Below are 14,396 nucleotides of genomic sequence, written 5' to 3'. Positions count from 1 at the left end.
CAGGGAGGTGGATTCCCATGTTTCCTTATCAAGACTCCAAGCTGCCGGTGGAGGAGCGCGTTGAGGATCTGCTGGCGCGCATGACGCTGCGGGAAAAAATCCTGCAAACGGATCAATATTTTTCGGGTGACTTCACCACACAGGACGAAAACTGCCTCGTCACCGCGATGGATGAAAACCGGCTGGATGAGCTGCTGAACGGTTTCAGCGTGGGCAGCATCCAGCTGCGCGGCATGGACGCCGCGCAGGCCAACGCCGTCCAGCGGTACGCGCTCGAAAAAACGCGGCTGGGTATTCCCTTTTTGTTCAGCGAGGAAGCGCTGCACGGCCTGATGACCGGCAAAGCGACCAGCTTCCCGCAGCAGATCGGCCTGGCCGCCACCTTCCACCCCGCGCTCGGCCGTGAAATGGGCCGCGCCATCGGCACGGAAAGCCGCGCGCAGGGTATTCATGAAACCTACAGCCCCGTCATGGACCTGATCCGCGATCCACGCTATGGACGCGGAGAGGAATCCTACGGCGAGGATACGCACCTGTGCGGCGAGTTCGCGCGCGAGGTGGTGCGCGGGATGCAGGGTGAAAACCTGTCTGACCCCGACGCCATCGCCGCCGAGCCGAAGCACTATGTCGGCTACGGCAACCCTGTGGGCGGCCTGAACTGCGCGCCCTGCACGATGGGGCGGCACGACGTGTTCAGCGACTGCCTGCCGGTGTTCGAGGCCGCGTTCGTGGACGGCGGCGCGTGCAACGCGATGTGCAGCTACAACTCGATCGACAGCATCCCCGTCTCCATGGATCACGAGCTGCTGACCGACGTGCTGCGCGGCCAGTATGGGATGCCGGGCTTTGTGCGCACCGACCTGACGGCGGTTTCCCGCCTGTATGACTGGCATTTTATTGCGCCCACGCCGGAGGAGGCGATCCGCCTCGGCCTGGAAGCGGGCGTGGATTTGCAGCTTTACGATTTCCCGCACGACGTCTGGCAGAACGCGATCGAGCATCTGATCGAGAGCGGGAAGATGGATCTTTCCGTGCTGGATACCGCCTGCCGCCGCATCCTCGGCATGAAGTTCCGTCTCGGCCTGTTCGAGAAGCCCTTCACCGACGAGGATCGCGCGGACAAGGTGCTCCGCTGCCCGGAGCATCTGGAGCTGGCCCGCCGGATCGCGCGGGAGTCTGTCGTGCTGCTGAAAAACGACGGACTGCTTCCGCTGCGCAAGGATCTGTCCTGCGTGGCGGTTATCGGCCCCGGTGCGGACACTCCGGCGCTGGGCGATTACTCCGAGACGCGCGGGCGCACCGGCGCGGTCACGGTGCTTGACGGTGTCCGCGCTGCTGTGTCGTCTGGTACCCGCGTGCTGCACGCGCGCGGCTGCAACTTCCTCGGGCAGGCGCTGCATCCGTTTGACCCCGGCATGCTCTGCGACGAGGACGGCAACCCCGGCCTGACGGGCCGGTACTACAACGGCCCGCGCCCCGAGGGCGTCCCGGTGCAGACCCGCAATGACCGTACGGTAAACTTTAACTGGATTTTTGCCCTGCCGCACCCGGAGCTGGACGCACACTGCTTCAGCGCCGCGTGGACCGGCACGGTCTGCATGCCCCGCACTATGGACGGGTGCATCGGCCTGAGTACGCAGGACAGCATGCGGCTGTACATCGACGGCGAGCTGCTGATCGACGGCTGGGGGCCGGACAAGAGCGCCGATCAGGCGCTGGACTTCCACTTCGAAGCGGGCCGCCGCTATCAGGTGCGCATCGAGTTCACCAACGACGGCCGGGGAGCGCGTGTCATCTTCGGCTACAGCGCCGGGCGCGAGGACTTCGCCGCCGCGGTGGAAGCCGCAAAGCAGGCCGACGTGGCCATTTTGTGCATGGGCGACAACGAGGAGACAAGCGGAGAAAACTTTGACCGCGTCTCGCTCGATCTGCCGGGCCGCCAGCTCGAGCTGGTCAAGGCCGTCTACGAGACCGGCACGCCGGTGGTGCTGCTGCTGCAAAGCGGCCGTCCGGTGAGTGCAAACTGGGAGAACGAGCATCTGCCCGCCATTCTGGAAGCCTGGTTCCCGGGCGAGCAGGGCGGCGCGGGAGTCGCCGACGTTCTGTTTGGCGACGCATCCCCCAGCGGGCGGCTTCCGATTACCTTCCCGCGCAGTGTCGGGCAGGTGCCCTGCCACTACAGCCGCCGTCCGGGCGGCGGGAAACGGTATGTGGAGATGGACTGGATGCCGCTGTACCCCTTCGGCTACGGCCTGAGCTATACCAGCTTTGCCTTCCGTGACCTCGCGCTGGATCAGGCGGAGATCGATCCCGACGACTCCGTTGAGGTCAGCTTCACCGTGGAGAACACCGGGGAGAAGGCGGGCGTTGCCGTGCCGCAGATCTATGTGCGGGACTTTTACAGCTCCGTCGTCAAGCCGGAGCGTCAGCTGGCCGCCTTCACGCGCGTGGAGCTGGCCCCGGGCGAAAGCCGCCGCGTCAGCGTGACGGTGGGGCCGCGCGCACTGCGCACCCTTGGCCCGGATTATGTGTGGCGTGTCGAACCCGGCGATTTTGAAATCCAGCTGGGAGACAACGCGGAAAATATCCTGCTGCGCGCCGGTCTGACGGTACGCGGCTGACACATGGCCCCGCCCTTCGGTGGTTTTCCACCGGGGGCAGGGCTTTTGTGCAAAAGCCGCTGTTTTTTCTCTTCGATTTCTGCCTGTTTTGTGATATGCTATGGATGTTCCCCAGTGGATGAAAGCGCTTTTCGGGACTGTGGGTGCTTTCGGTGCGCCGTCGGATTCGCGGAAAGTCGCTTGATGTGGGGGATTTTGCAGCTTTGGACGAGTGTCAAAGCTGGAGTGAAATGCAGTTTTGTCTACTGTCAGTGCAAGGCTTGTTTGGAACGGGAAAAAGTCAGTTTTCAGAGCGAGATAATTTCTTGAAAGAAGCAGTCGCTATGGAAAAACTACGATGGCTATGATGGTTTGGACGAGCTTGGTGAAAGACGTTCGGAAAAAATCGCTTCGCTCTTTTTCCTGGCTTTCTTTGGCTTCGCACTTTTTCTTGAAGGGGGTTCCACCCCCTTCACCCCTGCCGCCTTTTGAAAAAGGCGGGCGAAAACTTCCAGTTTGCTCTTATGCAGCTTTTTGAAAATTCAAAAAACAGGAGTGTGAGCGCTATGAATTCCGTAGAAACTCTTTACCGGCGCTGGCTGGCGCAGCCCGGCCTGCCGGAGGATCTGGCCGCCGAGCTTCGCTCTGTGGAAGGCGACGCTGACGCCATCAACGACCGTTTTTACCGCGATTTGGCTTTCGGAACCGGCGGCCTGCGCGGCGTGATTGGAGCGGGAACCAACCGGATGAACCTCTACACCGTGCGCAAGGCCACGCAGGGGCTTGCCGACTACCTCAACGCCACCGATCTGCCGAAAAAGGTCGCGATTGCGCACGACAGCCGCAACAAGGGCGAGCTGTTCGCGCGGGAGACGGCCCGCGTACTGGCCGCCAACGGCATCACCGCCTGCCTGTATCCCCGCCTTGAGCCGACCCCGGCGCTCTCGTGGGCCGTCAGGGATCTTGGGTGCGGCGCGGGTGTGTGCGTCACCGCCAGCCATAACCCCGCCAAGTACAACGGCTACAAGGTTTACGGGGCGGACGGCTGTCAGATTACCCTCGAAGCCGCTGAGAAGATTCTGGCCGCTATCGAGTCGATAGACATCTTTGACGGCGTGAAAACAGTCGATTACGACGAAGCAGCGGCGGACGGCCGCATTGTCACCATCGGGGAGGACTGCATTGATCGCTTTGTGGATGCTGTCTACGCACAGCGCGTGGGCGACGGCGCGGGTATTGATTCGCTCAAGCTGGTGTATACGCCGCTCAACGGCTCCGGGCTCGAATGTGTGAAAAAGCTTCTCGCAAAGCTGGGCGTCACCCACCTGACCGTGGTGCCGGAGCAGGAGCAGCCCGACGGAAACTTCCCGACCTGCCCGTACCCGAACCCGGAGATCCGCGAAGCCATGGAGAAAGGGCTGGAGCTGTGCGCGAAGGTGCACCCGGATCTGCTGCTTGGCACGGATCCTGACTGTGACCGTTGCGGCACCGCCGTGCCGGACGGAAAGGGCGGCTACCGGCTGATCACAGGCAACGAGATGGGCATTTTGCTGCTCGACTACATCTGCCGCACCCGTCTGGCGCGCGGCACCATGCCGAAGGACCCCGTCGCCGTGACGACCATCGTTTCCACCGATATGGCCACGCCCGTCGCGGCCAAATACGGCGTGGAGCTTCGCCGCACGCTCACCGGCTTTAAGTTCATCGGCGAGCAGATTGGGTTGCTCGAGGAGGAAGGCCGCGCGGACCGCTACATTTTCGGCTTTGAAGAAAGCTATGGCTACCTGTCCGGCGCGCATGTGCGCGACAAGGACGCCGTCAACGCCACGCTGCTCATCTGCGAAGCCGCCGCATGGTACGCCCAGCAGGGCATGACGCTGCTCGATGCGATGGAAGCGCTGTACCGCGAATTCGGCTGCTACCGCAACGGCCTGTGTTCGTTCACCTTTGAAGGCGAGAGCGGCATGCACGCCATGCAGCGCCTGATGGAGCAGCTGCGCGATTGCCCGCCCGCCGAGATCGGCGGATACCGCGTGGAACAGGCTGTGGATTATAACGTCGAGGGCGGCTATCACGGCCTGCCGCAGGCGGATGTGCTCGAATATACGCTGGCGGGCGGTCACAAGTTCATGGTGCGCCCCTCCGGCACTGAGCCGAAGATCAAGGTTTATCTGTCCGCCGTCGGCGCAAGCGAGGCTGAGGCCGACGGAATCAATGAAACACTGGCCGCCGCCGCGGCTTCCATGATGAAAGGATGATCGCATCGTGTCCATGCTGAAACTAAAGCCCGCCTGCAAGGATTATCTCTGGGGAGGCGACAAACTGCGCACCGACTTCGGCGTCGAAAGCAACCTGCATCCGCTGGCCGAGGCGTGGGTGCTTTCCTGCCATCCGGACGGCCCCTCCGTCATCGTGGGGGGAAAGGACGACGGAAAGACGCTTGCCGCTTATCTCACAGAACACGGCAAAGAGGTTCTGGGCGAGGATTGCCGGAAATTTGAGGAGTTCCCCATCCTCACCAAGCTGATTGACGCAAAGGGCAACCTTTCCATCCAGGTGCATCCGTCCAACGAGTACGCGCTGGAACACGAACACCAGTACGGCAAGACGGAAATGTGGTACATTCTCGACTGTGAGCCGGGTGCGTTCCTCTATTACGGGTTTGATCACGAGATCAGCCGCGAGGAATTTGAGCGCCGGATCAAGGACAACACCCTGACCGAGGTGCTGAACGCCGCGCCGGTCCACAAAGGAGATGTATTCTTTATCCCCTCCGGCACGCTGCATGCGATCTGCGAAGGGATCGTCATCGCGGAGATCCAGCAGAATTCCAACGTGACGTACCGCGTGTATGATTATGGCCGCGTGGGCGCGGACGGAAAGCCGCGCGCCCTGCACATCCCCCAGGCGCTGGCGGTGACGGAGTGCAAGCCAGCCAAAGCGTATGACTTCGGCGGCCATCTGGCCCAGTGCGAGTACTTCACCGTCGACGTGCATGAAAACGGCTTTTCCGGCACGGCGGGAGCGGACAGCTTTGTCTCGCTGCTCGTCGTGGACGGCGCGGGCGAGGTGTCCTGCGCCGGGGAGACGCTGCCGGTGAAAAAGGGCGACAGCATTTTCATCCCGGCCAACAGCGGCGATTTCACCGTCTCCGGCACGCTGCAAACGCTCTGCACCCGCGTATAAAACAACAAAACATAAAATAAAAAAGGAGATTTTCGCACAGGCCGAAGCCTTGCGGAAATCTCCTTTTTGTTTGTAAAGAGGAATCAATACAGCTTGGCGCCCGCCGGGATGTGCGGATCGACCATCAGGCAATGCAGCTTTTCCACGCCCTCCTCGTGATGGACGGCGCTGATGATCATGCCGCAGGAGTCAATGCCCATCATCTTGCGGGGCGGCAGGTTCGTGATGGCGATCAGCGTCTTGCCCACCAGCTCCTCCGGCTCGTAGGTGTCGTGGATGCCGCTGAGAATCACGCGATCGGTTCCCGTGCCGTCGTCGAGAACGAACTTTAAAAGCTTCTTCGACTTGGGCACCGCCGTGCACTCCTTGACCTTCACCGCGCGGAAGTCGGACTTCGCAAAGGTCTCAAAGTCGACAAAATCCTGGAACAGCGGCTCGATCTCCACCTTGGAGAAGTCAATCGGCTCCGTCGTCTGCTCCCATGCGGGGGCTTCGCTGACAGCGGCTGTGGGAGCTGCCGTTCTCTCAGCGCTCTCCTTCTTGTCCAGAGGCTTCATAGTGGGGATATGACTTCTGACCTCTTCAACATGGCTCATAGGTGTTCATCCCCCATCAAAAACGACTTTTTTACGGCTTTTCTCGGCTATTTTGTTTTCGACCAATGGCTTCTTACTCCATATTCTTCGATGCAAAAGTTGTAGAAAAGTTGTAAAAAGTTGTAGTGGCACAGAATCAGCAAAAAACTGGCACAGTTATGGCCGACTTACAGAACAATAGAACCATCACGCAAAGCTAAAATAATTTCTTTGTATAAACCCAAACAGTGCAAATCTTCCGTGGATTCATACAAAGATAACTATAGCATACGCCCCCCTAATATTCAAGTCAACGATTTTTTCGTTGCCCAATTCAATTTCATACCTTATATATAAAAAGGAGAATCATATGCCAGCCTATCAGCTACAAATTAAACAGGTAGTGGACCATCCACGCTGTCGAATTTATCGACAGTTTATCCGCCGCCTTATGGAAGACCGGAGCATTCGCGCAAGCAAGGGCTCTGGTCTTTTTCATTATACCGCACTTTGCAGCTTTGCAAACTTTCGTACCTCTTACCGTCGCCTTGATGGCATCAGCTATACTGTGTACCCTGGCGAATGGGTCTGCACACTTAAAGAACTCTCACAATGGTTCCGCACCCGATTTCAATGTCAGGCTCTCTCCATTTTGGAAAGACTGCAAGAACAGCACCTTATTTCATTTCAGACACTAGGCCGTGGCAATGTAATCCGCTATAAAATCCAAAACTGGGCCCGACACAACACTGTACTGGAGTATAATGCTCCCTGCCAAAAAGATACTCTTTCTGCCTGTGTCTATCGTTACTGACCTGATCAGTGCCGACCGCTGTTCTGAAATGGACATTGTGCTGGATTTATGGGTTTCGGCCATCTACAACGACGATCAAGTACAGGGATCGGGCCTCGGGCCTGTGGCCTATTTCCGTAACGGCACCGGCAATCCTTTGGTCACATATACCGAACTTTCCGCTCGTTGGGGACTTTCCCGGGCCACCGTTGGCCGTATTCTCAAAAAGCTGGCTACCTCGGACTATATTTCCCTCATGTCCTTCCCTGGTCGTCACGGCAGCGTGATTTATCTTCAAAACTATCTGTCTACCATGTTTGAAATTTCCGATGTGATGGTAGACAAAGAGGAGGTTGCTATGACACTCAATATCCGTCTGGAGCTTCCTGCGGAGGGCTGTGCAGACTATGAAGATCCCTCTCTGGAGCATGAGGTTATTGTTTCAGATGAACTCACTAGCGTTTCAAAATCTCACATCGAAATCATCATGCAGAAAATGGCGCAAATCCTGATGGCACAAGGGATTTCGTGCTTTGGATGCTCTCTCTCACACTACAAGTTATATCCTTTATCCGACGACTGCGGGGAAGATTTACTACCCCGCGCGCGCGAGCAAACCGTGCTGCGGTTGGGCCTGGCTGTGTTATGCGGCAATAGGCAGATTGCAAATTTTGAACTCACACTCAATCCCATCGAGGAAAGCAAATAAGGAGGCAAGACCATGAAGAAATTTGATGAAAAGAATGTTACTGAGAACCCCTTGTACCATGATACCTGGACGTTGCTGAAAAAATACCGTGATGTGGTATGGAGTCTGGAGCTGTCTGTCCAGCATGTCAGGGCGAAATTTGAGATTGAGTACGGCACTTCCATCGAGGATTTTCTGGATTCGGTCTACCTGGCGGGCGCAGACTTGGCCGGCAGCGATATTGAGCACCATGCCAAGTGCATTGAGCGTAGCCACAAGATGCTGAAACTGCTGGATTCGGCAGTTGATCTGCTTCGTACCAAGCACAAGAACGGCGAGGCATATTACTGGCTGCTGTACTACTCCTTCCTCTCCCCTCAGCAGTTGAAAAATGTGGAGGAAATCATTGAGAACCTGCGCCCTCATATCCGGGATATTTCCTTCCGCACCTATTACCGTAAGCGGCGGGAGGCTATTGACGCCCTCAGTTCCGTGCTGTGGGGATATACCTCCAAGAACAGTCTGGATGTGCTGGAGCAGTTTTTTCCAGACCTAAAGACCAATGAAAACAGGCAGGGCAAATAATTGGCACATATCGGGAAGATAATTGGCGTATTTCTGCCCTTGAGCCGTAAATCTCAATATGTTAGACTGAATATGCTCAAACTTGCACCCAAAACCGAATATGGACAGAGAACAGTGCCTTTTTCCGAGGTGCTTTTTTGTTGTCCAGATGGCCGCCCGGCCCGGGGATAAGCTCGCATCTGCAAACTCAGGTGCGGGCTTATCCTTTGCTTTTTTGAGCAACGATCATCACATTTGGATTGGAGGTCCTCAAACATTGAAGAAACTGAAACTTCCCCAGTCGAAACGGAAAGATGTTGGCAGTACACCTCAACGTCATTTCTCCGTAGCTAAACTCGCCTATATGGCCTTTCTGTGTATCACGATGTCGCTGGTTTTCAGCCAGCCGGCCTTCGCTGCAACCGATGTTTGGTCCAAGTCTAAGGAGATCATGCAGGATGTTTACACGCAGATTATGGCTATCTCTACCATTGCGGCCATCGTTACCGCATCGGTCGCCCTTCTGTTGATGAACTTCTCTCGCTCTGGCCGGACAGTCGATGAAAGCCGCGCATGGCTGAAGCGTATCTGCATCACATGGGCAATTCTCAATGGTCTAGGCTTTATTATGGCCTATGTGACGCCGCTGTTTGCCGGCGGTCAGTGGACAGGCTGACAGCTTTCTCTATACCCGCTGGAAGGAGGCGTAAATCATGGGTATTCTGGACGGCATCGTTGAATGGATAGCAGAACAAATCATGGCTGGTCTTGACCTGGTGACTACTTCGGTTTTGGGCGCGCTGGGTTGCGATATGTCTGTTTTTCTGCGATATTTCCCCGCAGCTGAGACGATGTACGGAATTTTTGTAGCTCTAGCTGTCGGCTTGATTCTGCTCAACTGGGTATGGCAGCTATTCAAGAACTTCGGGCTGAGCGCCGGTATTGAAGCGGAAGATCCTGTTAAGCTGAGTATCCGCTCAGTTATTTTTATTTTGCTGACGCTTTTTTCGGATGAAATCCTCAATATCGTGTTGACCATCGGCGGCACTCCATACCACTGGATCATGGATTCAGAACTGCCACCCCTTAGCTTTGCCAACTTTAATTCAGTGATGCTGGTGATTATCGGTGTGTGTGCCAATGGCGCTGTAGCCCTGATCACTTTGATCCTGGTCGTCATTTTAGCCTGGAACTATTTGAAATTGCTGCTTGAAGCGGCAGAACGCTATGTGCTGCTTGGTGTGCTGGTATATACTGCGCCAGTTGCTTTTGCTATGGGTGCAAGTCAGACCACATCAAACATCTGGAAATCTTGGTGTAGGATGCTGGGCGGGCAAATTTTTCTGTTGATAATGAACGCTTGGTGCCTACGCTTGTTTACGAGTATGGTTGGTTCCTTTATCTCCAACCCGCTCTCGCTTTAAGGAGGGGCGTCATGAAAAGACTCAGAAAAATTCTGTTTTTTGCCCTTATGGTTGGAGTTCTTGCCTGTCTGTGCTGTCAGCCCGCTTTTGCCGCTGTTTCTGAGGAAGAAGTGCAGGCACAGGTAGACGCTGTGGGCAAAGAAGCTGTATCGGGTAATGTCCTGATTTGGTTCATGTGTGCGATTGGCTTTTTGAAGGTATCGCAGAAAATCGATTCGTTTATGGCGGGCCTTGGAGTCAATGTGGGCCATACTGGTGGCAGTATGTTGGCTGAGGCTATGATTGCAGCCAAAGGGTTGAGCGGATTTAAAAACTTTTCCAGCCATCATTTCGGTGGTGGACATAGCAGCAGTTCTACGCATGTAAATGCAAGCGGTGGAGGCGGCAAAGGCGGTGGCTTTGGCTCTGTTGCCACCGGGAACATCACGCAGATGGGTACTATTTCCGGAGAGAAAGCTGTGGACGCTCTGCATTCTTATATGGGCCATGCGGCTTTGGAACCTGGCGCTGAAAATATTCCGCAATATCAGAATGTTGAGATTGGCGGCGGCCGCATCACAGGCACCGAAATTACAGAGGAACATCCCGAAGGAATTGCCTTTGGAATGTATCATGCGGATCAGTATGTTGCGCCAGAGGGCCAGTACACTACAGTTCACTCTGCCGATGGTGCGGCATGGTATAAGCAATACGCCGTTGACGCCGTTGAGAAGTCCCCTTACATGGCGCCAGATGGGTCGATAGCGTACAACGAGTCCATCGTTAAAAAGCTTCCCCCCACACCCCGCAGAAAGGATAGAATCTAAATGGCCGAAGAACAAAAGAACGGATTCTCCGACTCCGTTGAAGCTGGTGCGTCTGCCGCACACTCCATAAAAGGTGCGATCAAAGCTGGCAAGGCGATTTCTGGTGCTGTAAAAGGGGCCGCTGCTGGCGGTCCTTATGGAGCAGTGGCTGGAGCAGTCTGGGCTGGGCGCAAGCATATTGGCAAGATCATCGCTGTCATCATCATTCTACTCTTGCTTCCGGTGCTGTTTATCCTGATGCTCCCTGGGCTCATCTTTGGTGGTCTGGTCAATGCTTTTTCGCCGGCCGACTCCGAAGCACCTATTCTCAACAGCGAAACGGCTATTGTAGAGAATGCCAACGACATCACATTCACCATCAACACCGTCTTAGGAGAGGCATTAGATGATGTAATGGCCCGGATTGAGGAAGATTTTGCATCTTCTGGTGCAGACCAGGTGGCCGATCCAGCCAGCTACAAGCGCAGTGAACAACTTTGGGATCTGTCCATCATCTTAAATGAGGCCAGCCGTCGAGCGGGGGCCGGCGGTCCATTTTGGATTATCGGCTAACCGCCCTTCAGCTGTGGAAACGAGGTATGTATGAGCAATAAAAACGACCATGATATTTATATCATACCGCCAAATTTTATTGAAGCAGGCACGTTTTTCGGCGGTATGTTTCGTGCGCGGAATGTCATTGAGGCCGGCATCCTGGCTTTTGCTATTGGGGTGCCGGTCTTCGTATTTGTTCCATTTGGGTTGACGGCCCGCATCATCATTTTGTGCCTGACTGCTCTTCCTGTGGCTTTGGTCGCGCTGATTGGCATTTCTGGTGAAAGCCTGTCTGAGTTCCTGATCATCTTTTTGAAATACTTGCGAAATCGCCGCGTTGTAGGTGGTGACGATCAACAGCCGAATGACCAAGCATCATCCCCCCAAAAAACTGCCATGCGACCCAAGCAACGGGCAGCGAACAAGGAAAAGTCCAGAGGTCCGAAACGCCGGCGTTCCAGTGAATCAGATTTTCCAGCCGAGTTTGACGAAGTTCGCAGCTATGAGATTCGTGAGAAGCTCCGGCCTAAAAAAAAGCCGCAGAAAGAATGTCCGCCCAAAAGAGCGAAGAAAAAATCCAAAAAGCGGCATGAGAAAGCACAGCTGCCCAAACGTCCTGCCCATATCAAAGAACAGCAGCCCACCTGCCTTAATCCGGTGGCAGACTATCTTCCTATTGAGAAGATCCAGAACGGCATCATCTACACCAAAGATCATCGGTTTGTCAAGGTAGTCGAGGTGGTTCCCATCAACTTCATGCTGCGTAGCGCAAGAGAGCAGCGAAATATCATCTACTCCTTTGTGTCGTACCTGAAAATTTCTCCTATCAAGCTACAGATCAAGGTATTGACCCGCCGGGCAGACATCAACCGCCATTTGGATACAGTGCGCCGTGAGATGGCCCAGGAGGATAACGAGCAGTGCCGTTTGATGCAGGAAGACTATCTGAATTTTGTGCAGCAGGTTGGTGCCCGTGAGGCAGTTACGCGACGCTTCTTCCTGATTTTCGAATATGAGCCCTGGAACAATACCCGACGTTCAGAACAGGAAGAGGAAGCTATCCAATCTCTCCAGAGTGCTGTTCACACAGCCTCCAATTACCTTCGTCAGTGTGGGAACGAGGTTATCATCTCCGAGAATGAGGATGAATTTACCGTGGATGTTCTCTACAACCTTCTTTGCCGAAATGAAAGTTCAGTCAAACCGCTTGCCCTTCGGGCGCAAGAAGTTGTTGCCCAGTATGCGGCCAAGGGGCGAGAGAATGAGATTGACCACATCCCGGCAGCCGAGTTCGCCGCCCCCAAGAGCATTGATTTTACTCATGGGCGCTATCTTTGCATAGATGGGCTGTTTTACGCCTATTTGCTGATTCCTTCAGATGGGTATAAGGCACAAGTTCCCGCTGGGTGGCTGAGCCTAATTGTCAATGCTGGTGATGGGATTGATATGGATATGTTTTTGTCCCGTCAGCCCAAAGAGCGCATTATCCAGCGTGTGGGACAGCAGCTCCGCATCAACCGCTCCAAGCTCAAAGACGCCAGCGACACGAACACTGACTTTGATGACATCGATGGTGCCATTCGAAGTGGCTATTTCTTAAAGGAGGGTCTTGCAAACAACGAGGATTTCTACTATCTGAATTTGCTGATTACTGTTACCGCTTCTACAGAGGAAGATCTGGAATGGAAGGTCAGTGAGATGAAAAAGCTCCTGGTTTCACAGGATATGGATGTTCGCTCCTGCCATTTTCGAGAGGAACAGGCATTTCTTTCTGCGCTTCCTCTGGTGTCAATGGAGAAAGGACTTTTTGAACGTGGCAAGCGCAACCTGCTGACTGGCGGCGCAGCGAGCTGCTACCCGTTTACTTCCTTTGAGATGTGTGATGACAATGGCATCCTTTTGGGAGTAAATAAGTACAACAGTTCCCTTATCATTGTGGATATTTTCAACTCGGCGATTTACAAAAATGCCAACATTGCAATTCTGGGAACCAGCGGCGCAGGCAAAACCTTTACAATGCAGCTTATGGCGTTGCGAATGCGGCGCAAAAACATTCCTATTTTCATCATTGCACCGCTCAAAGGGCACGAATTTCATCGAGCCTGCGCCAATGTGGGCGGTGAGTTTATTCAAATCTCACCGGCAAGTCCGCACTGCATCAATGTAATGGAAATCCGCAAGGTGGATCGGTCAGTCAGCGAATTGTTGGACGGCCCAGGCATTCAGCTTTCTGAACTGGCCGCAAAAATCCAGCAGTTACACATCTTTTTCAGCCTGCTCATTCCCGACATGTCCCATGAGGAGCGGCAACTTTTGGACGAGGCGCTGATCCGAACCTATAACGCAAAAGGTATCACCCACGACAATGCTTCTCTGGATGACCCGGCCAATCCAGGCCAATACCGTGAGATGCCGGTGCTGGGTGACCTGCATGAGATTTTGAAGGCCGCTCCAGAAACCACTCGTATGGCCCATATTCTCAACCGATTAGTACATGGTTCTGCCAGCACTTTCAATAAACAGACCAATGTGCGGTTGGACAACAAGTACACCGTACTGGACATTTCTTCTCTCACCGGCGATTTGCTGACAGTGGGTATGTTCGTCGCATTGGATTTTGTGTGGGACCGCGCAAAGGCAGACCGCACAGAGGAAAAAAACTATTTTCATTGACGAGTGCTGGCAGCTCCTTTCTGGCGCCGGCGCCACAGGTACACGCTTGGCAGGCGATTTTCTTTTGGAGATTGCAAAAACCATACGTGGTTACGGCGGCTCGGCGGTCTTTGCGAGTCAAGACCTCAATGATTTCTTCAATCTGGATGAAGGTCGCTTTGGCAAGGGCATCATCAACAACAGCAAAACCAAGATCATTCTTAACCTGGAGGATGATGAAGCAGAACGGGTTCAGGAGACACTGCATCTGTCCGATGCGGAAACGATGGAGGTCACCCATTTTGAGCGTGGCAATGGCCTGATCTCAACCAACAACAATAACGTTATGGTGGAGTTTAAGGCCAGCCCGTTGGAAAAAGATCTGATCACCACAGACCGGCGTGAACTGCGCGAGCTTCTGGAGCGCAAGCGCTGTGAACAGGAGTCTGCATAAAACCTGCCATCTATATATTTCTCCAGAATACGCCGTGATGACGCTTCAATGGCGTCTTTCAGAGGGCGTTTCATTAAGGAATACGCCCCGATGGCGTCTTGATTGCGTCATTTCACTTCA

General features: G+C 54.7%; 12 protein-coding genes and 1 pseudogene. 12 read left to right on the top strand and 1 reads right to left on the bottom strand.

Annotated elements, in window-relative coordinates:
* The first annotated feature begins 17 nt into the window (after positions 1–17).
* The 3 genes from B5F35_RS01390 (at position 18) to B5F35_RS01380 (ending at position 5,786) form a co-directional block, all read left to right on the top strand.
* Positions 18–2,621: a glycoside hydrolase family 3 C-terminal domain-containing protein gene (locus B5F35_RS01390; protein WP_087237335.1), complete on the top strand. Its 2,604-nt coding sequence runs from the start codon at positions 18–20 to the stop codon at positions 2,619–2,621.
* A 545-nt stretch (positions 2,622–3,166) separates the two neighbouring features.
* Positions 3,167–4,858: a phospho-sugar mutase gene (locus tag B5F35_RS01385; protein ID WP_087237553.1), complete on the top strand. Its 1,692-nt coding sequence runs from the start codon at positions 3,167–3,169 to the stop codon at positions 4,856–4,858.
* Between the two features lie 7 nt (positions 4,859–4,865).
* Entirely contained in the window at positions 4,866–5,786 is a 921-nt protein-coding gene (locus B5F35_RS01380; protein WP_087237333.1) for a type I phosphomannose isomerase catalytic subunit, read from the top strand.
* Positions 5,787–5,869: 83 nt separating this feature from the next.
* On the opposite strand, the pseudogene B5F35_RS01375 reads toward B5F35_RS01380, so the two are convergent.
* Positions 5,870–6,349: pseudogene (locus B5F35_RS01375) on the bottom strand (lysine--tRNA ligase); the annotation flags it as partial.
* 382 nt (positions 6,350–6,731) lie between these two features.
* Here B5F35_RS01375 and B5F35_RS19125 point away from each other — a divergent pair.
* From B5F35_RS19125 to B5F35_RS19550, 9 genes are all read left to right on the top strand, one after another.
* Positions 6,732–7,175 (top strand): hypothetical protein, encoded by a 444-nt coding sequence (locus B5F35_RS19125; protein WP_242969355.1) that lies wholly within the window; start codon positions 6,732–6,734, stop codon positions 7,173–7,175.
* Complete coding sequence (locus B5F35_RS19120; RefSeq protein WP_242969354.1) at positions 7,159–7,863, top strand: MarR family transcriptional regulator; 705 nt, start codon at positions 7,159–7,161, stop codon at positions 7,861–7,863. The genes B5F35_RS19125 and B5F35_RS19120 overlap by 17 nt, the downstream gene beginning before the upstream one ends.
* A 12-nt stretch (positions 7,864–7,875) precedes the next feature.
* Positions 7,876–8,427 carry a hypothetical protein gene (locus B5F35_RS01365; protein WP_087237329.1) on the top strand — a complete coding sequence of 184 codons (552 nt, stop codon included), beginning with the start codon at positions 7,876–7,878 and terminating at the stop codon, positions 8,425–8,427.
* Between the two features lie 256 nt (positions 8,428–8,683).
* Positions 8,684–9,082: a fimbrial protein gene (locus B5F35_RS01360; RefSeq protein ID WP_206423990.1), complete on the top strand. Its 399-nt coding sequence runs from the start codon at positions 8,684–8,686 to the stop codon at positions 9,080–9,082.
* Between the two features lie 37 nt (positions 9,083–9,119).
* Positions 9,120–9,830 carry a hypothetical protein gene (locus tag B5F35_RS01355; protein ID WP_087237327.1) on the top strand — a complete coding sequence of 237 codons (711 nt, stop codon included), beginning with the start codon at positions 9,120–9,122 and terminating at the stop codon, positions 9,828–9,830.
* An 11-nt stretch (positions 9,831–9,841) separates the two neighbouring features.
* Positions 9,842–10,636, top strand: a complete 795-nt coding sequence (locus tag B5F35_RS01350; RefSeq protein WP_087237325.1) for a hypothetical protein — start codon at positions 9,842–9,844, stop codon at positions 10,634–10,636.
* Positions 10,637–11,188 (top strand): hypothetical protein, encoded by a 552-nt coding sequence (locus B5F35_RS01345; protein WP_087237323.1) that lies wholly within the window; start codon positions 10,637–10,639, stop codon positions 11,186–11,188. It begins immediately after the preceding gene.
* Between the two features lie 30 nt (positions 11,189–11,218).
* A complete protein-coding gene (locus B5F35_RS01340) occupies positions 11,219–13,843 on the top strand; it encodes a VirB4 family type IV secretion system protein (protein WP_442856410.1) in 2,625 nt (874 codons plus the stop codon).
* Complete coding sequence (locus B5F35_RS19550) at positions 13,788–14,276, top strand: TraG/VirB4 family ATPase (RefSeq protein WP_442856409.1); 489 nt, start codon at positions 13,788–13,790, stop codon at positions 14,274–14,276. The genes B5F35_RS01340 and B5F35_RS19550 overlap by 56 nt, the downstream gene beginning before the upstream one ends.
* The last annotated feature ends 120 nt before the right edge of the window (positions 14,277–14,396 follow it).

Origin of the sequence: Anaeromassilibacillus sp. An200, assembly GCF_002160025.1 — a bacterium.
Lineage (GTDB): Bacteria > Bacillota > Clostridia > Oscillospirales > Acutalibacteraceae > Caccousia > Caccousia stercoris.
Note: the sequence above shows the minus strand (reverse complement) of the source record. Positions and strands in the feature narration are given on the sequence as shown.

What these genes read in the sequence shown, in the direction of transcription:
- B5F35_RS01390 (WP_087237335.1), top strand. Translation starts at nt 18, where the DNA reads ATGTTTCCTTATCAAGACTCCAAGCTGCCGGTGGAGGAGCGCGTTGAG.
- B5F35_RS01385 (WP_087237553.1), top strand. Translation starts at nt 3,167, where the DNA reads ATGAATTCCGTAGAAACTCTTTACCGGCGCTGGCTGGCGCAGCCCGGC.
- B5F35_RS19125 (WP_242969355.1), top strand. Translation starts at nt 6,732, where the DNA reads ATGCCAGCCTATCAGCTACAAATTAAACAGGTAGTGGACCATCCACGC.
- B5F35_RS01365 (WP_087237329.1), top strand. Translation starts at nt 7,876, where the DNA reads ATGAAGAAATTTGATGAAAAGAATGTTACTGAGAACCCCTTGTACCAT.
- B5F35_RS01355 (WP_087237327.1), top strand. Translation starts at nt 9,120, where the DNA reads ATGGGTATTCTGGACGGCATCGTTGAATGGATAGCAGAACAAATCATG.
- B5F35_RS01350 (WP_087237325.1), top strand. Translation starts at nt 9,842, where the DNA reads ATGAAAAGACTCAGAAAAATTCTGTTTTTTGCCCTTATGGTTGGAGTT.
- B5F35_RS01345 (WP_087237323.1), top strand. Translation starts at nt 10,637, where the DNA reads ATGGCCGAAGAACAAAAGAACGGATTCTCCGACTCCGTTGAAGCTGGT.
- B5F35_RS01340 (WP_442856410.1), top strand. Translation starts at nt 11,219, where the DNA reads ATGAGCAATAAAAACGACCATGATATTTATATCATACCGCCAAATTTT.